This window comes from Variovorax sp. AB1(2024) (assembly GCF_037482385.2).
Lineage (GTDB): Bacteria > Pseudomonadota > Gammaproteobacteria > Burkholderiales > Burkholderiaceae_C > Variovorax.
The window spans coordinates 2604209-2622198 of sequence record NZ_JBBHKP020000001.1 but is presented as its reverse complement, the minus strand read 5'-3'; the positions used below and the strand labels follow the sequence as shown (position 1 = coordinate 2622198).

The 17990-nt window shown below is 68.5% G+C and carries 16 protein-coding genes; 14 read left to right on the top strand and 2 right to left on the bottom strand.

The features are described 5' to 3' along the window. The first annotated feature begins 70 nt into the window (after window positions 1-70). From WIX39_RS12240 to WIX39_RS12210, 7 genes are all read left to right on the top strand, one after another. Window positions 71-1003: a DMT family transporter gene (locus WIX39_RS12240; RefSeq protein WP_234382721.1), complete on the top strand. Its 933-nt coding sequence runs from the start codon at window positions 71-73 to the stop codon at window positions 1001-1003. Window positions 1004-1057: 54 nt separating this feature from the next. After that, window positions 1058-1966: a sulfurtransferase gene (locus WIX39_RS12235; RefSeq protein ID WP_081266853.1), complete on the top strand. Its 909-nt coding sequence runs from the start codon at window positions 1058-1060 to the stop codon at window positions 1964-1966. Continuing rightward, on the top strand, window positions 1963-2541 hold the full coding sequence (locus WIX39_RS12230; RefSeq protein ID WP_106935200.1) for a DUF2796 domain-containing protein: 579 nt from the start codon (window positions 1963-1965) through the stop codon (window positions 2539-2541). The genes WIX39_RS12235 and WIX39_RS12230 overlap by 4 nt, the downstream gene beginning before the upstream one ends. Before the next feature lie 4 nt (window positions 2542-2545). Continuing rightward, window positions 2546-3292 (top strand): ABC transporter ATP-binding protein, encoded by a 747-nt coding sequence (locus tag WIX39_RS12225; protein ID WP_285412001.1) that lies wholly within the window; start codon window positions 2546-2548, stop codon window positions 3290-3292. Further along, the gene (locus WIX39_RS12220; RefSeq protein WP_409195077.1) at window positions 3289-4551 is read left to right on the top strand and encodes an ABC transporter permease; all 1263 of its coding nucleotides are present in this window, start codon (window positions 3289-3291) and stop codon (window positions 4549-4551) included. Before WIX39_RS12225 ends, WIX39_RS12220 begins: the two co-directional genes overlap by 4 nt. Before the next feature lie 2 nt (window positions 4552-4553). Then, the gene (locus tag WIX39_RS12215) at window positions 4554-5192 is read left to right on the top strand and encodes a DUF3299 domain-containing protein (RefSeq protein WP_409195076.1); all 639 of its coding nucleotides are present in this window, start codon (window positions 4554-4556) and stop codon (window positions 5190-5192) included. A 163-nt stretch (window positions 5193-5355) separates the two neighbouring features. Then, window positions 5356-7395 (top strand): DUF3300 domain-containing protein, encoded by a 2040-nt coding sequence (locus WIX39_RS12210; protein WP_409195075.1) that lies wholly within the window; start codon window positions 5356-5358, stop codon window positions 7393-7395. A gap of 67 nt (window positions 7396-7462) precedes the next feature. Here the strand turns inward: WIX39_RS12210 and WIX39_RS12205 are convergent, their stop codons facing one another. Both WIX39_RS12205 and WIX39_RS12200 read right to left on the bottom strand, forming a co-directional pair. Further along, window positions 7463-8731, bottom strand: coding sequence for a M20/M25/M40 family metallo-hydrolase (locus tag WIX39_RS12205; RefSeq protein WP_081266858.1), 1269 nt, complete (start codon window positions 8729-8731; stop codon window positions 7463-7465). 97 nt (window positions 8732-8828) lie between these two features. Further along, window positions 8829-9557: a helix-turn-helix domain-containing protein gene (locus WIX39_RS12200; RefSeq protein ID WP_106935205.1), complete on the bottom strand. Its 729-nt coding sequence runs from the start codon at window positions 9555-9557 to the stop codon at window positions 8829-8831. Between the two features lie 203 nt (window positions 9558-9760). On the opposite strand from WIX39_RS12200, the gene WIX39_RS12195 reads away from it, so the two are divergent. Genes WIX39_RS12195 through WIX39_RS12165 form a run of 7 tightly spaced genes read left to right on the top strand, consistent with a single transcriptional unit; the run spans window position 9761 to window position 17974 of the window. Beyond that, window positions 9761-10924: an NAD(P)/FAD-dependent oxidoreductase gene (locus tag WIX39_RS12195; protein ID WP_409195074.1), complete on the top strand. Its 1164-nt coding sequence runs from the start codon at window positions 9761-9763 to the stop codon at window positions 10922-10924. Window positions 10925-10958: 34 nt separating this feature from the next. Then, window positions 10959-12410, top strand: a complete 1452-nt coding sequence (locus tag WIX39_RS12190; protein ID WP_409195073.1) for a M81 family metallopeptidase — start codon at window positions 10959-10961, stop codon at window positions 12408-12410. 46 nt (window positions 12411-12456) lie between these two features. Beyond that, a complete protein-coding gene (locus tag WIX39_RS12185) occupies window positions 12457-14040 on the top strand; it encodes an ABC transporter substrate-binding protein (protein WP_106935208.1) in 1584 nt (527 codons plus the stop codon). Between the two features lie 30 nt (window positions 14041-14070). Then, window positions 14071-15006 (top strand): ABC transporter permease, encoded by a 936-nt coding sequence (locus WIX39_RS12180; RefSeq protein ID WP_081266863.1) that lies wholly within the window; start codon window positions 14071-14073, stop codon window positions 15004-15006. A gap of 19 nt (window positions 15007-15025) precedes the next feature. Then, a complete protein-coding gene (locus WIX39_RS12175; protein ID WP_237679369.1) occupies window positions 15026-15928 on the top strand; it encodes an ABC transporter permease in 903 nt (300 codons plus the stop codon). A 10-nt stretch (window positions 15929-15938) separates the two neighbouring features. Beyond that, complete coding sequence (locus WIX39_RS12170; RefSeq protein WP_081266865.1) at window positions 15939-16970, top strand: ABC transporter ATP-binding protein; 1032 nt, start codon at window positions 15939-15941, stop codon at window positions 16968-16970. After that, window positions 16967-17974 (top strand): ABC transporter ATP-binding protein, encoded by a 1008-nt coding sequence (locus tag WIX39_RS12165; protein WP_081266866.1) that lies wholly within the window; start codon window positions 16967-16969, stop codon window positions 17972-17974. Before WIX39_RS12170 ends, WIX39_RS12165 begins: the two co-directional genes overlap by 4 nt. Window positions 17975-17990 lie beyond the last annotated feature (16 nt).

Below are 17990 nucleotides of genomic sequence, written 5' to 3'. Positions count from 1 at the left end.
CCTGCCGCCCACGGCCCGATGGAACCATCGGGCTTTTTTATTTCCCTCTAGTTTTCGAGACTGACTGACGATGCAAGCGCTCTGGATGGTGCTCGGCGCCTTTTTGTTCGCCACGATGAGCGTGGTCGTGAAAATCGCCTCGGAATGGTTCAACAGCGGCGAGATGGTGCTGGGCCGGGGCCTCATCGGCATCGTGTTCCTGTGGCTTTTGGCGCGCAACCGCGGCGTCTCGCTCGCCACCCGCTACCCCGGCATGCACGCCTGGCGCAGCACCATCGGCGTGATCTCGCTCGGCGCATGGTTCTATGCCATCGCCCACCTGCCGCTGGCCACCGCCGTCACGCTCAACTACATGAGCAGCGTGTGGGTCGCGGCTTTCCTGGTCGGCGGCGCGCTGCTGGCCTGGGTGCCGGTGCCCGGGCGCGACGGCCGGGTGGAGCGCCCGCCGCTGCAGGGCACGCTGGCCATGACGGTGCTTGCGGGCTTCGCGGGCGTCGTGCTCATGCTCAAGCCCACGGTCAGCGGCAACGAAGGCTTCGCCGGCATGCTGGGCCTGCTGTCGGGCCTGACCGCCGCCTTTGCCTACATGCAGGTGGTGGCGCTGTCGCGCATCGGCGAGCCCGAACTGCGCACGGTGTTCTATTTCGCGGTGGGCTCGGCCGTGGCCGGGGCCTTCGCCACGGCCGCCACGGGGTTTTCGGGCGGTGCCTCGTGGACATGGCAGCATGCGCTGTGGCTGCTGCCGATCGGCCTGCTCGCCGCCCTCGGACAGCTCTGCATGACCCGCGCCTACGCCACCGCCAAGACCCAGGCCGGTACGCTGGTGGTGGCCAACCTGCAGTATTCGGGCATCGTGTTCGCGGCCTTCTACGGCGTGGTGCTGTTCAACGACCGCATCGACGCCGCAGGCTGGGGCGGCATGGCTCTTATCATCGCAAGCGGCATTGCCGCCACTGTGTTGCGGCAGCGGGCGGTGCCCAAGGCACCGGCCGAAGAACATTGAACTGAAACGCATCAAGCGGGCCTGTGCAGGCCCCGGCAACGAAGGACACACGCCATGTACACCACCCTCGTCACCGTCGAACAGCTGCGCCAACTGCAGGCCGGCGACAAGCCCTTCATGCTGTTCGACTGCAGCTTCGACCTCATGAAACCCGAAGCCGGCGCGCAGCAGTACGCCGCCGCGCACATTCCGGGCGCGCTGTACGCCAACCTCGACACCGACCTCAGCGCGAAGCACGGCGTACCCGGCGCCCACGGCGAAGTCGTGACCGCGCAGGAAGACGGCGTGCCCGCATCCGGCGGGCGCCACCCGCTGCCGAGCCGCGAGAAGTTCGCGGCCTGGCTCTCGGGCATCGGCTTTGCCAACGACATGCAGGCCGTGGTGTACGACCGCAACGGCGCCAACTACTGCGGCCGCCTGTGGTGGATGCTCAAGTGGATGGGCCACGACGCAGTGGCCGTGCTCGACGGCGGGCTGCAGGCATGGCAGGCCGCGGGCGGCGAGGTGACCGACCGCGAGGAGCCCGCGCGCTTCCAGTCGAACTTCGTGACGGGCGAGCCCATTGCAAAGCTCGTGACCACCGACACCGTGCTGCGCCGGCTCGGCCAGCCTGACCAGAACCTGATCGACGCACGCGCCGGTGCACGTTACCGCGGAGAGGTGGAACCTCTGGACCCGATCGCCGGTCACATCCCCGGGGCCCTGAACCGGCCCTTCGCCGAGAACATCGGACCGGACGGCAAGTTCAAGCCGGCATCGCAATTGCGTGCCGAGTTCGAAACGCTGCTCGCGGGACGCGACCCGGCGACCGTCGTCCACCAATGCGGCAGTGGCGTGAGCGCCGTGCCCAACCTGCTCGCGATGCAGATCGCGGGGTTCGGGACGACCGCGCTCTATGCCGGCAGCTGGAGCGAATGGAGCAACACGCCGGGGCTGCCGACCCGGCAAGGCGCTGAACCATGAAGCACAACCGACTCCGACGCACCACCGGTCTCGCAATGGCAGCCGCGCTGTTCGCGGCCGCCCCGTTCCTTTCCGCGCAGGCACAGCAGCAGCATGCGCATGTGCACGGCCAGCTCAAGCTCGACGTGGCCGTCGACGGGCCCACGGTGGTGATCGACATGGAGTCCCCGCTGGACAACATCGTCGGCTTCGAACGCGCGCCCAAGACCGACGCCGAGAAAAAAGCCGTCGAAGACGCCGTGGCCGTGCTGCGCGCGGCCGACAAGCTCTTCGTGGTCGACCCGGCCGCCAACTGCAAGCTGGGCCCGGTCGACCTGCGCTCGGGCGCGCTGGGCCTGGGCAACCCCGACCCGGCAGAGCCCGTCGGCCATGCCGACCTCGACGCCACCTTCTCCTTCAACTGCACCAATGCGTCCGCCGCGAAGTTCATCGACGTGAACCTGTTCGGCGCGTTCAAGGGACTGCGCCAGATCGATTCGCAGATCGCCTCCGCGCAAGGCCAGTTCAAGCGCCAGCTCAAGCGCCCCGCCGGCGCGCAGGCGTCGCAGCCGGTCCGCCTGAGCTGGGGCAAGTGACACTGTGAGCAACTTCCCGCAGGGCGAGACGACGCCATTGCGCGTCGTACTTGCCGCAGAAGCGCTGCGCTTCTCATGGCCCGGCGTGAAGACGCCGTGCATCGACATCGAGGCCTTTCGCATCACAGCCGGCGAATCGGTGTTCCTGCACGGCCCCAGCGGCTGCGGCAAGAGCACGCTGCTGTCGCTGCTGGCCGGCGTGCTGGTGGCCGACGAGGGCCGCGTCACGCTGCTGGGCCACGACTGGTCGAAGCTCTCGGGCACCCAGCGCGACCGCAGCCGCGTGGCGCACGTGGGCTACATCTTCCAGCAGTTCAACCTGCTGCCGTACCTGAGCGTGATCGACAACGTGCTGCTGCCCTGCCGCTTCTCCGCGCGGCGCGAGGCGCAGGCCTCACGCAACGGCAGCGCGCGCGAAGAAGCCGAGCACCTGCTCGCGCAGATGGGCCTGGACCGCAACCTGTGGAAGCGGCAGGCGCTGCAGCTGTCGGTGGGGCAGCAGCAGCGCGTGGCCGCGGCGCGCGCGCTCATCGGCCAGCCTGAAGTGGTGATTGCGGACGAGCCCACCTCGGCGCTCGACGAAGACCGCCGCGAAGCCTTCCTCGACGTGCTGCTGACGGCCTGCGCGCAGAACCATAGCGCGCTGGTGTTCGTGAGCCACGACCAGCGCATCGCACAGCGTTTCGTGCGGCACGTGCTGCTGCCCGAGATCAACCGCGCAGCGAGCAGCGCGATGGCGGTGGACGCATGAAGGCGCTGTTCTCGATTGCCTGGCGCAGTGCATGGAACCGCCGCTTCACGCTCGCGCTCACGGTGTTCTCGATCGCGCTGTCGACCTTCCTGCTGCTGGGCGTGGAGCGCATCCGCACCGAGCTGCGCGAGAACTTCGCGTCTTCCGTTTCCGGCACCGACCTGATCGTGGGCGCGCGCACCGGCTCCACGCAGCTTCTGCTGTATTCGGTGTTCCGCATCGGCGCGGCCACCAACAACATCTCGTGGAAGAGCGTGCAGGCGCTGCAGGGGCACCTAGGCGTCGACTGGGTGGTGCCGCTGTCGCTGGGCGATTCGCACCGCGGCTTCGCGGTGCTGGCCACCTCGCCCGAGTACTTCACGCGCTTTCGCTACGGCGACCGGCAACTGCTGAAGATGCGCGAAGGCAAGCCCTTCAGCGAACTCTTCGACGCGGTGGTCGGCGCCGAGGTGGCCGACAAGCTCGGCTACCACGTGGGCCAGAAGATCACGCTCGCGCACGGCAGCGGCGAACTCAACGTGGCCGAGCATGCCGACAAGCCATTCACCGTGGTGGGCGTGCTCGCGCGCACCGGCACGCCGGTCGACCGCACGGTGCACATCGGTCTGCCAGCCATGGAAGCCATCCACCTCGAATGGGTGGGCGGCGCGCCGATGCCCGGCGTGCACATTCCGGCAGAGCAGGTGCGCAAGTTCGACCTCACGCCCAAGAACGTGACGGCCGCGCTGGTGGGCCTGAAGAACCGCGCCGCGGTGTTCGGCGTGCAGCGCTGGATTTCCACCTACACCGGCGAACCGCTGATGGCCATCCTGCCCGGCGTGGCGCTCGACGAACTCTGGAGCGTGATCGGCATCGGCGAGAACGCGCTGCTGCTGATGTCGGCGCTGGTCGCGCTGGTGAGCCTCGCGGGGCTGGTGTCGGTGGTGATGGCGGGGCTCAATGAACGCCGCCGCGAACTCGCCGTGCTGCGCGCCGTGGGCGCCGGGCTGCGCCACGTGCTGGCACTGCTCGCGCTCGAGGGCGCGATGGTCACCGTGCTGGGCGTGGCCTTCGGCGTGGTGATGGCGGTGCTGGGCATCGCCCTGCTCTCCCCATGGCTGCAGGCGCAGTTCGGGCTGACACTGAGCCTTTCCGAACCTACACTGAACGAATGGCTGCTGATGGCGAGCCTGCTGGTCGCGGGCTGGCTGGCAAGCCTCTTGCCTGGCATCCGCGCCTACCGCCTCTCGCTGGCGGACGGCCTTTCCCCAAGGATATGAACATGCGCATTGCAAAGAAGACACCCACGGTCCAGCCTTTCATGCGGCTTTCAATGCTGCTTGCCGGCGCCGGCCTTGCCGCCGCGGCCTGGGCCGCGGACCCCGCACCCAAGGACACCACCGCCACCAACCCGCTGGGCGGCAAGGCAGCAGCTCCGGCTGCCGCCAAGGCCACGCCGGGCCAGCCGCGGCAGATCACCTGGGAAGAACTGGTGCCCAAGGACTGGGACCCGGCCAAGGAGTTCAAGGGCATGGACCTGAGCGCCCTCGATGACGGCGACCCGCGCGCCAACGAGCTGCTCATGAAGATGCAGGAGGTGTCGAACAACGCACCGACCAATGCCGCGATGAACGGCGTGGAAGTCAAGATCCCGGGCTTCATCGTTCCGCTCGAGGAAGCCAAGGGCGAGGTCACCGAATTCCTGCTGGTGCCCTACTTCGGCGCCTGCATCCACACACCGCCGCCGCCGGCCAACCAGATCCTGCACGTGGTGCCGCAGAAGGGTGCCAAGTTCCGCGCCATGGACACTGTGTGGGTCACCGGCAAGCTGCAGACGCTGCGCAACGACTCCATGATGGGCGTGAGCGGCTACCACGTCAGCGCGGCCAACGTGACCAAGTACACGGGCGGCGCCAAGTAGGTCTTCAGGCCGGCAGCAGCGGCCTGTGGTCCCGCGCCGACAGTGTTGACGGCGCGCCGCCGACACAGACCGTTGCATCCGAGGCGCAGGCTTTGTCATCGCCTGTTGCCGCGCGCCGTTGAAAGAGTTCCGGGCACGACACCGGCGCAAAAAGGAACTCCAGATGACAAAAAACCATCGTCCAACAGTCCCGCGGCTCCTTACGATTTCGCTGTGCATAGGGGCCATTGCCCTGGCCGGCTGCGACAACAAGACACCCGGCACGCCGGCTGCCGCCGTCGACCCCGCCGCCTCGTCGATCCCGGCGCCCTCGGTCCCGCAGAACAACGCCCCCGCCGCGGTGCCGGTGGCCTACACGCCGCCCTCGGCCGACAAGCTCTATGAAATGGTCGCGCCCATTGCGCTCTATCCGGACAAGCTGATCGCGCAGATCCTTGCCGGCGCCACCTACCCCGAACAGATCACCGCCGCGCACGACTGGCTTGCGCAGAACCCGAACCTCAAGGCCGGTCCGCTGGCCGACGCGGCCAACCAGCAACCCTGGGACCCGAGCGTGAAGTCGCTCACCGCTTTCCGCAGCGTGGTCAACCAGATGGCGGCCAACATTCCGTGGACCGAATCGCTGGGCAAGGCCTACTACAACGACCCGACCGACGTGATGAACGCCATCCAGGTCATGCGGCAGCGCGCGGCCAAGGCCGGCCGCCTCAAGAACAACGACAAGCTGCGCGTGGTCACCGCGGCAACCACGCCGCCGCGCAACTACGCACCCGCCGCGGATTCGCAGGCGGTGTACTACAGCGGCCCGCCCGTGATCGAGGCGCCGCCGCAGTACATCACCATCGAGCCCGTGCAGCCCGACGTGGTGTACGTGCCCGCCTATGACCCGCAAGTGATCTACGGCACGCCCCAGCCCGTGTACCCGGGCTATGCCTATGCACCGGCGGTCGAGGTGGCGCCGGGCTACAGCCAGGGGCAGGTGCTCGCGGCCGGCGCGCTGGCGTTCGGTGCGGGCGTGGTGGTCGGCGCCGCGCTGGAGCGCCACGACTGGGGCTGGCATTCGTGGAACATGAACTGGGGCGCACCGGGCTGGCGCGGCCGCGACACCGGCGCACCGCCGCCACCGGCCTACCGCCCCGCGGTGGTCTACAACAACAACACCTACGTCTCGCGCTCGACCACGGTGGTCAACAGCGTGACCAACGTGCGCAACGTCTACAACAACAACGGTGCGCCGCGCGGGCTGCCGGCAGGCGCCGCCGCACCCAACTTCGCTGCCGCTCCCGGCTTTGCGCCGCAGCAGCAACAGCAGATGCAGCAGCAAGCCGCGCTGGCACAACAGCAGCAACAGCAGCAGGCCCGACAGCAGGAAGCCCTGCTGCGCCAGCAGCAGATGCAGCAACAGGGACAGCAGCGTGCACAGCAGCAGGCCCAGCAACAACAGGCCCAGCAGCTTCACGCGCAGCAACTGCAGCAACAGCAGCAGCAAGCGCGGCAGGCGCAGGTCCAGCAACAGCAACAGCAAGACCAGCAGCGCCGCCAGCAGCAGGCACAGCAACTGGCGCAACAGCAGGCGCAGCAACAGCACCAGCCGGCCCGCTTCGCGGGCCAGCCACCGGGCTCGCAGCAGCATGAGCAGCAACAGCGCGAACAACAACGCCAGGAACGCCAGCAACAACAGGCGCAGCAGGCACAAGCACAGGCGCAGCAGGAACAGTCAAGGCGCCAGCAGATGCAGCAACAGCAGGCCCAGCAGCAGGCGCGTGCGCAGCAGCAGGCTCAGGCCCAGGCGCAGCAGCAACAACAGCAACTCCAGCACCAGCGGGAACAGCAGCAACAGCAACAACAGGCGCAGAACCAGGCACGCCAGCAGCAGCAGGCGCAGATGGAGCAGATGCGCCGCCAGCAGCAGCAAGCTCAGCAACAGGCAGCCCATCAACAACAGCAACAGCAGCAACAGGCGATGCAGATGCAGCAGCAACGCCAGCAGCAGCAAATGCAACAACAGCAGCAGCACATGCAGCAGGAGCAGGCGCGTCAGGCCCAGATGCGGCAGCAGCAGCAACAACAGGCGCAGCAACAGCAGCAGCACGCCCAGCAACAGGCGCAACAGCAACAACAGCGCGTGGCCGCCGCTGCGGCCGCGGCCGCCCATCGCCCACCCCGCCCCGGCGAGCCGGGACAGCCGCCGCAGCACCCTTGATGATTCCCTGATGAACGAAGAGCCGGCTGCTTGCGCAGGCCGGCTCTTTTTTTTCATCAAGACTCGATCAGTTCTTGCCGATCTCGGTCAGCAGCCGCGTGACGAGGTAGATGCGCGGCACGATCGAATCGACTTCGATGTATTCGTCGCGTGCGTGGTAGCCGAAGCCCGCGAGGCCGAAGCTCTCCACCACCGTGGCCTTGCCCGAGCGGCCCGCGTAGCCCGCGTCTGTGCCGCCGCCGGTCATGGGCGTGAGCGCGAGGTCGCGGTCGATTTCCCTGTAGATGGCCTGCGCCTTCTCGGCCAGCGCGCGGCCCTTCTCGCCCGCAATGAAGGCCGGGCGGCCCACTTCCACCTTCACGGTGGTCTCGGTGTCGGGAATCAGCTTGCCGGCCGCAACCTTGGCCTGCAGCGCTTCGTTGAGCTTCTTCTCCGCGCCGGGCTGCGTGATGCGCACGTCGCCCTGTGCCTGCGCCTTCTCGGTGATCTGGTTGAGCGGGCCGGTGGCGCGCGCCACGGTCCAGTTGAGCGTCACGCCGGGGATGTCCTTGGCGAGGTCCTTGGTCTGCAGCATCTGGTACGACAGCTCGTACAGCGCATTGCGGCCCAGCTCCGGCGCGGCGCCGGCATGCGCCGCGCGGCCCTTCACCTCGAGCGTGGCGGTGGCAATGCCGGCCGCGCCCAGCAGCAGCGATTCGCCCTTGGCCACCGACTTGGCCGCGGTCGGCTCGAACGACAGCACGGTGTCGTGCTGGTCGGCCAGGGTCGCGATCAGTTCGCCGGAGCCGACCGAGCCCACTTCCTCGTCGGGGTTCATCACCACGGTGAGCGTGTCGTAGTCGCGCCAGCCGGCGTCGGCCAGGATCTTCAGCGAGGCCATGATGACCGCGAGGCCGCCCTTGTCGTCCGCGATGCCGGGGCCGTAGATGCGGTTGCCGTCGACCTTGTAGGGCTGGCCGTTCAGGATGCCGGCCGGGTACACCGTGTCCATGTGGCCCTGCAGCATGATCTTGCGCTTGCCCGTGCCCTTGAGGGTGGCGATCACGATGTCGGCGCCCGCGCCGGCCGTCGCCTTGCGTCGCTCGGTCTTGAAGCCGGCAGCCTTCAGGCGCCCTTCCACCACGTCGGCCATCTTGAGCAGGCCGTCGACGTTGAGGCTGCCCGATTCGATCAGCACCATTTCCTTGAGGTTGTCGATCACTGCCGGCTGCGCCTTCTCGGCGGCGGCCAGCAGCCTGGCGTCGGGTGCGGCGTGGGCGGCAACCATGGCGCCGAATGCAAGGCCGCAGGCAGCGGCAATGGAGCGGAGGACGAAGAAGGAAGAGTGCTGGGTCATGTGTGTTGTCGACTCTGGTTGATGAGCGGCGCACAGCATATCGGCCGCTTCGCCGGCGGCCAGCAAATCGGCGACACCCGCTGCCGCCTGCCGGTTCTCAGCCCTTGCCGCGGGCCGCCTGCTTCTTCGCGGGTTGCCCGGCCTTCGCCTTGGCGATGCGCGGCGGCTTCAGCGCAGGAGCCTCGCGCGCCGACTGCATGTGCCCGCTCTCGCCGATCGTCATGCCGACGATACGCGCGAGCTGCCGGCTCACGCTCACGTAGGCGTGGCCCAGGCGGCTGTCGAAGTACAGCGAGTCGCCGCGCGACAGGCGCACCACCTCGCCGTTGTCGAAGTGCACGTCGATCTCGCCCGACAGCACATAGGCGAATTCCTCGCCCGCATGTCGCACGAAATCTTCGGGCCCGTTGATGCGGCGCGCGTGCACCGTGCCGACGATGGGGCTCATCTGCTTGCCTGCCGCCGTGGTGCCCAGGAACTCGTAGGCAATCGCAAGCCCCCGGTAAACCACGCCCTTGCCCGCGCGCGTGACCACCGGGCCGTCGAGCTGCGCGGGCTTGACGCCGGCGCCAGCGAACATCGCGTTCATGTCCATCTCGAGCGCGCGGCCCAGCGCGGTGAAGTTCTCGTAGCCCAGCGCGAGCTGGCCGCGCTCCGCGCGCGAAATGGTGGTGATCGACACGCCCGAGCGCTCGGCAAGCTGCGCCAGCGTCCAGCCGAAACGCTTGCGCGCGCTGCGCAGGCGATGACCGAAAGTGGTGCGGTCCAGCGTGGGCGGCTCGTCCTTCGGCCTGGTCGCCGGCTTGGTCCCTGTGTGTGGATTCACGCTTGGCTTTCTCTTGTGATGCAGGGAGATTCTGCCAGCCCGGTGCCGCCCCATCCATGCGGGGCGGCGCTCGCCGGGCCCGGAAGTTGCGTATCCGCAAATTGCGTGAACGCAAATTTCACCAGGACGGTGCACCATGGTTTCCCCTTGGTCGGCCTTTTTTAATTTGCGTATCCGCAAATTTGTTCCTACACTTTTCGCCGATGACTTCCAATACACCAGCGCCCCTCGTGGCCGACTACCTTGTGATTGGCGGCGGCATTGCCGGGGCTTCGGTGGCCCACTGGCTCGCGCCGCACGCCCGCGTGATCCTCCTGGAGCGGGAGTCCCAGCCGGGCTACCACTCCACCGGCCGCTCGGCCGCGCTCTTCATGGAAAGCTACGGCACGGCGCAGGTGCGCGCCCTCACCATGGCCAGCCGCGCCTTCCTCGAGCATCCGCCCGAAGGTTTCTCGGAGCACCCGCTGCTCACGCCGCGCGGCGCCATGATGGTCGCGGGCGCCGAGCACATGGCCGAGCTCGAGGCCCACTGGGAAGTGCTGCGCGCCATGGACACCGGCGCCTCGCGCCTGACCGGCGAGCAGGCCCGCGAACTGGTGCCCGCGCTGCGGCCCGAACAGGTGCAGGGCGCGGTGTACGAGCCCGACGCGGCCGACATGGACGTGCACGCCATCCACCAGGGCTACCTGCGCGGCATGCGGCAGGCCGGCGGCAAGCTGGTGTGCGATGCGGGCGTGACGGCCATCGAGCGCACCGGCGACGTCTGGCGCGTCACGGCCGGCGGCAACGTGTACGAAGCCCCCGTGGTGCTCAACGCGGCCGGCGCATGGGTCGACACCATCGCGCGCCTGGCCGGCGTGCCGCCGCTGGGCATCGAGCCGCGCCGGCGCTCGGCCTTCATCTTCGCGCCGCCCGAGGGCGAGAACGTGGCCCACTGGCCGATGGTGTTCGGCGCCGACGAGAGCTGGTACATCAAGCCCGACGCCGGCATGCTGCTCGGCTCGCCGGCCAACGCCGACCCCGTGGAGCCGCAGGACGTGCAGCCCGAAGAGCTGGACATCGCCTACGCCATCCACCACATCGAGGAAGCCACCACGCTCAACATCCGCCGGCCCACGCGCACCTGGGCGGGCCTGCGCTCCTTCGTGGCCGACGGCGACCTGGTGGGCGGCTTCGAGCCCGCCGCGCCCGGCTTCTTCTGGGTGGCCGCGCAGGGCGGCTACGGCATCCAGACCTCCGCCGCCATGGGCGAGGCCTGCGCCGCGCTGGCGCGCGGCCTGCCGCTGCCGCAGCGCATCGCGGACTTCGGGCTCACGGCCGAGATGCTGGGCCCGCAGCGGCTGCGCACCGCCGCCGCGGCTGCCTGAACAGAAAAACCCACAACCACAAAAGAGACCATCCATGCGTGTGTTCAGTGCCTCCCTCGCCACCGAGACCAACACTTTCGGCCCGATGCCGACCGGCCTCGCCTCCTTCAAGGACCGCGGCTACTTCCCCGCCGGCCAGCATCCCGATGCGCTGACGATCTACTCGGGCCCGCTGTGGGCAGCCCGCATCCGCGGCAAGGAAAAGGGCTGGACGCTGCTCGAAGGCATGGTGGCCGGCGCACAGCCCAGCGGCATCACCACGCGCCACGCCTACGAGACGCTGCGCGACGAAATGCTCACCGACCTGCGCGCCGCGCTGCCGGTGGACATGGTGCTGCTCGGCCTGCACGGCGCGATGGTGGCCGACGGCTACGACGACTGCGAAGGCGACATGCTGCAGCGCGTGCGGCAGATCGTCGGGCCCGACGTGGTCATCGGCGCCGAGCTCGATCCGCACAACCACCTCACGCCCGCGATGGTCGACAACGCCGACGTGATGGTCTCCTTCAAGGAATATCCGCACACCGACGTGCTCGAGCGCGGGCTGGAGCTGGTGGACATCTGCGCCGCGGCAGTCGAGGGCAAGGTGAAGCCGGTGCATGCGATGGTCGACTGCGACATCATCGTCACCGTGCACACCTCGCGCGAGCCGGCGCGCAGCTTCGTCGAGCGCATGCAGGCCCTCGAAGGAAAGGACGGCGTGCTGTCTGTCTCGCTCACGCACGGCTTCTCGTGGGGCGACGTGCCCGAGATGGGCACCAAGGTGCTGGTGTACACCGACGGCGACCAGGCCAAGGCCGATGCGCTGGCGCGCCAGCTGGCAGACGAAGTCATCGCCATGCGCGACGGCCTCACGGTCAACTACCCCAGCATCGACGCCTCGCTCGACGAAGCACTGGCCTTCGACGGCGGCCCGGTGGTGCTGGCCGACGGTGCCGACAACCCCGGCGGCGGCGCGGCGAGCGACTCCACCTTCATCCTGCGCCGCATGCTGGAGCGCGGCATCACCAACGCGGCTCTCGGCCCGATGTGGGATCCGATCGCGGTGCGCATCGCGTTCGACGCTGGCGTGGGCGCCAGGCTGCAGATGCGCATCGGCGGCAAGATCAGCCCGCTGTCGGGCGACCCGCTCGACCTTGACTGCACCGTGAAGGCGCTGATGCACGACCTGGTGATGACGGGCCTGTCGAACACGCCCACGGCCATGGGCGACTGCGCGCTGGTCGAGGCAGGCGGCATCGAGATTGTGCTGATCACGCGGCGCAACCAGGCCATGGGCACCGACCTGTTCACGCAACTGGGCTGCGACCTGGCCGCGAAGAAGATCGTGGTCGTGAAGTCTTCGCAGCATTTCTATGCGTCGTACTCCAAGGTGGCGAAGCACGTCATCTACGCGGGCGCGCCGGGCGCCGTGACGCTCGACCTGACGACGCTGCCTTACCGCAAGGCACGCCTGCCCAAGTGGCCGATCGGCGTCGCGGCCTGATTTTCTTCCTGCCTTTCTTTCGCCCCCACCGACCGGAGAACCGACGATGAAACGACGAACGCTTGCCGCCTTTGCAGCCCTGGGTCTTGCCGCTTGCGCGGCGAGCTTCCCGGCACTCGCCCAGACGCAGCCCAAGACCCTGAAGGTGGTGGCGCACGCCGACCTGAAGATCCTCGACCCGACCTTCACCACGGCCTACATCTCGCGCAACTTCGGCTACATGGTGTACGACACCCTGTTCGCGCAGGACTCCACTGGCAAGCCGCAGCCGCAGATGGTCGAGAAATACACCACCTCGAAAGACGGCAAGCAGTGGAGCTTCACCCTGCGCCCGGGCCTGAAGTTCTCCGACGGCAGCGCCGTGACCGCGGCCGACGCCGTGGCCTCGCTGCAGCGCTGGGCCGCACGCGACAGCCTGGGCCGCGCCATGACGGCGGTGGGCGCCGAATGGAAGGCGACCGACGCGCGCACCCTCACGCTCACGCTGAGCGAGCCCTTCGGCATGGTGCTCGACGCGCTGGCCAAGCCCTCGGGCTTTCCGCCGGTGATCCTGCCCGAGCGGCTGGCCAAGATGCCCGCCTCCGCGCCGCTGCCTGAAGTGCTGGGCTCCGGCCCCTTCATCTTCAAGCGCGACGAATGGGTGCCGGGCAACAAGACGGTGTTCGTGCGCAACCCCAACTACGTGCCGCGCAGCGAGCCATCAAACGGCCTGGCGGGCAGCAAGAAGAGCAACTTCGATCGCATCGAATGGCTCTACCTGCCCGACGCCAACAGCGCGGTGTCGGCGCTCAAGCGCGGCGAGGTCGATTTCATCGAGCAGCTGCCGCCCGACTACATCGCGCCGCTGCGCACCGATTCCAACGTCAAGATCGGCTCCGGCGGCGCTTACCAGGCCTTCCTGGTGATGAACCAGCTGCACCCGCCCTTCGACAACCCGAAGGTGCGCCAGGCGCTGCTGCAGGGTGTGAGCCAGGAGCGCTTCATGGCGGGCATGGGCTTTCCGCTGGACATGCGCATGGCCTACTGCGCCACCTACTTCATCTGCGGCAGCCCCAACGAGACCTCCGCCGGCGCGGAGCCCTACCGCAAGGCCGACGTGGCCAAGGCCAAGAAGATGCTCGCCGACGCCGGCTACAAGGGCGAGAAAGTGGTGCTGATGGTGCCCAGCGACGTGCCCTACCTCAACGCCGAGGCGCTGATGGCCGCGCAGACCATGAAGAGCATCGGCCTGAACGTCGATGCCCAGACCATGGACTGGGCCTCCATCGGCGCGCGCCGCGCCAAGCGCGACGCGGGCGATGCCGGCGGCTGGAACATGTACGTCACGGTGGCCGGCGAGTTCGACGCCAACTCGCCCATCGCCAACGCCTACCTGGGCGCGGCCTGCGGCAACACGCTGCCCGGCTGGCCCTGCGACAAGCCGCTCGACGAGTTGCGCACCGCCTGGCTGAAAGAGACCGTTCCCGCCAAGCGCAAGGAACTGCTCGACGCCTTCCAGGCCCGCGCCTACCAGGCCGTGCCGTACATCAACGCGGGCCAGTACTCGGCCGCGTATGCCGCGCGCTCCAGCCTCAAGGGGCTGGACAAGCTCTGGGCCGGCATGCCGGTGTTCTGGGCGCTCGACAAGTAACGCGCCCGAACAGCGCACGCAGGTCATTCCATGGGCTACATCGTTCGACGTTTTCTCTCGACGCTTCCGGTCATGGCGGTGGTGGCCGTGGTGGTGTTCCTGCTGATCCACCTGTCGCCGGGCGACCCGGCCGCGCTCATCGCGGGCGACCTCGCCACCACCGAAGACATCGAGAAGCTGCGCGCCACGCTCGGGCTGAACCTGCCGCTGTGGCAGCAGTTCACGCTGTGGCTGGGCAAGCTGTTCACCGGCGACCTCGGCACATCGATCTTCACGCAGGTTCCGGTGGCGCAGCTGCTGGGCCAGCGGCTGGAGCCCACGGTGTCGATCGCCGCGCTGACCATGCTCATCACGCTGGTGGTGGCGGTGCCGCTGGGCACGCTCGCGGCCTACCGCGCGGGCAGCTGGATCGACCGGCTGGTGATGCTGTTCGCGGTGCTGGCTTTTTCGGTGCCGGTGTTCCTGGTGGGCTACCTGCTGGTGTACAGCTTCGCCATCCAGCTGCCGTGGTTTCCGGTGCAGGGCTATGTGCGCTTCGCGGACGGCGCGGGCGAATGGCTGCGCTCGCTGGTGCTGCCCTGCGTGAACCTGGCGCTCGTGTACATCGCGCTGGTGACGCGCATGACGCGCGCCACCGTGCTCGAGGTGCTGCATGAAGACTACATCCGCACCGCGCGTGCCAAGGGCCTGGGCGTGCTGCCGGTGCTGGGGCATGCGCTGCGCAACGCGGCCATTCCCATCGCCACCACCATCGGCGCGGGCATCGCGCTGCTGATCGGCGGCGTGGTGGTCACGGAGACGGTGTTCGCCATACCCGGCGTGGGCCGGCTGGTGATCGACTCTGTGCAGCGGCACGACTACCCGGTGATCCAGAGCGTGCTGCTGCTGTCGGCGGGCGTGTACGTGCTGATCAACCTGCTGATCGACCTGAGCTACCGCTTGTTCGACCCGCGCATCCAGTACTGACGAAGAAGAACCCCACGCAATGTCCACGGTCCTTCCCTTGAACACCGCACAAGCCCCTGCCGCTCCGGCCGATGATGAGGCGCCCTTCGTGCCGCCGCGCTTTCGCTGGGTGCGCAAGCACCCGACGCTGATCATCGGCGCGCTGCTGCTGATCGCGATTGCCGCTCTCTCCATTGCCGCGCCGTGGATCGCCACGCACGATCCGCAGGACATCGACCCGCTCGCGCGCATGCAGCCGCCCTCGGCCGAGCACTGGTTCGGCACCGACGCGCTGGGGCGCGACGTGTTCAGCCGCGCCGTATGGGGCGGGCAGGTGTCGATGATCGTGGGCGCCACGGTGGCGGTACTCGCTACCTTCTTCGGCATCGCGCTCGGGCTGGTGGCAGGCTTCGTGCGCTGGGCCGACGGCCCCGTGATGCGGGTGATGGACGGGCTCATGGCCATCCCAGGCATCCTGCTGGCCATCGCGCTGATGGCCGTGACGCGCGCCAGCCTGACGACGGTGATCATCGCCATCACCGTGCCCGAGATCCCGCGCGTGGTGCGGCTGGTGCGCTCCCTGGCGCTCACGCTGCGCGAGCAGCTGTTCGTGGAGGCTGCGCATGCGGTGGGCACGCGGCTGCCGACCATCCTGGTGCGCCACGTGCTGCCGAACATCGTGGCGCCGCTGGTGGTGCAGGCCACCTTCGTGGCGGCGGCCGCGGTGCTGACGGAAGCGGCGCTGTCCTTCCTCGGCGTGGGCGTGCCTTCGCAGACGCCAAGCTGGGGAAACATGATGGCCGAGGGCCGCAACTTCGTGACCGTGGCCTTCCACATCATCCTGTACCCGGGGCTGCTGCTGGCGGCCACGGTGCTGGCCATCAACCTGCTCGGCGACGGCCTGCGCGACGCACTCGACCCGCGCCTGGCGCGGCAACTGTGAAGGACATGCCATGACGATCAACATGTCCCACACCGCGCTCGCCCCGGGCGAGCCGCTGCTCGAGGTCGACAACCTGCGCACCCACTTCCACACGCTGGCCGGCGTGGTGCGCTCGGTCGACGGGGTTTCGTACACCGTGCGCGCGGGCCGCACGCTGGGCGTGGTCGGCGAATCGGGCTGCGGCAAGAGCGTGACGGCACTGTCCATCCTGCGGCTGGTGCCGACGCCGCCGGGCCGCCACATGGGCGCCGTGCGGCTGCGCGGCACCGACCTGATGCAGCTCAGCGAACGCGAGATGCGGCAGATCCGCGGCAACCGCATCTCGATGATCTTCCAGGAGCCGATGACGTCGCTGAACCCGGTGCTCACCGTGGGCCGGCAGATCGCCGAGACGGTGCAGCTGCACCAGAAGGCCAGCCGCGCCGATGCCCTCAAGCGCGCGGTAGAAATGCTGCGCGTGGTGCAGATCCCCGAGCCCGAGCGCCGCGTGAACGAGTACCCGCACCAGCTCTCCGGCGGCATGCGCCAGCGCGTGATGATCGCGCTGGCCCTGGCCTGCAACCCCGAGGTGCTGATCGCCGACGAGCCGACCACCGCGCTCGACGTGACCATCCAGGCGCAGATCCTCGACCTCATCAAGCGGCTGCAGAAGGAGCTGGGCATGGGCGTGGTGATGATCACGCACGACCTGGGCGTGGTGGCCGAGAGCTGCGACCGCGTCGTGGTGATGTATGCCGGCAAGAAGGTGGAGGAAGCCGACGTGGTCGACCTGTTCGACCGCCCGCTGCACCCCTACACCCGCGCGCTGATGGCCTCGATGCCCGCGATGAACACCGCGAGCACGCGTCTTACCGAGATACCGGGCCTGGTGCCCGCCGCGCACGAACTGGGGCGCGGCTGCGCCTTCGCGGCGCGATGCAGCCATGCGCGCGCACGCTGCCGCGCCGAGGCGCCGCAACTCACCCTGCAAGGCGGCGACCACGTGGTGGCCTGCTTCGCGGTCGAAGAACAATGGGCCGGCGTGGAAGAGGTGACGGCATGACGACAACGACCACGGCCACCGCACCGCTGCTGCGGGTGCGCGACCTGCGCAAGCACTACACCGCGCCCAAGCGCTGGCTCAGCCCGCGCAAGCCGCCGATCCAGGCGGTCGACGGCGTGTCTTTTTCGGTGGCGCGCGGCGAGACGCTGTCGCTGGTCGGCGAGTCGGGCTGCGGCAAGACGACCACGGCCAAGTCGGTGCTGCGGCTGGTGGAGCCCAGCGGTGGCTCGGTGCAGCTCGAGGGCGAGGAGCTGCTGACGCTCTCGTCCGAAGACATGCGCATGCGCCGGCGCGACCTGCAGATCATTTTCCAGGACCCGTACGCCTCGCTGAACCCGCGCCTGACAGCCGGCGACATCGTGGCCGAGCCGATGCGCAATTTCAGCAACCTCGGCACGGGCAGCAGCGCGGCCGAGCGGCGCGAGCGCGTGCAGTGGCTGTTCTCGCGCGTGGGCCTGCGGCCGGAGGCGGCGAAGAAGTATCCGCACGAGTTCTCGGGCGGCCAGCGGCAGCGCCTGGGCATTGCACGCGCGCTGGCGTTGAACCCGAAGCTGATCGTGTGCGACGAGCCGGTCTCGGCGCTCGACGTGTCGGTGCAGGCGCAGGTGGTCAACCTGCTGATGGACCTGCAGGCCGAATTCGGCATCGCCTATCTGTTCGTGGCGCACGATCTTGCGGTGGTGCGGCACATCAGCCATCGCGTGGCGGTGATGTACCTCGGGCACATCGTCGAGATCGCGGACCGCGACACGCTGTTCTCGGCGCCGCTGCACCCATACACGGAGATCCTGCTGTCGGCCGTGCCCGTACCCAACCCGCGCACGCCCGCGCGGCGCATGTTGCTGCAGGGCGATCCGCCGAGCCCCGCCAATCCGCCTTCGGGATGCCGCTTTCACACGCGCTGCCCGATGGCGCAGGCGGTGTGCAAGGAGAAGGTGCCCGAGCTTGGCGAGCGCCCTTCTTCTTCCAATGGCGGGCATTGGGTTGCCTGCCATTTCCGCTGAGATGACTTTGCTTGTT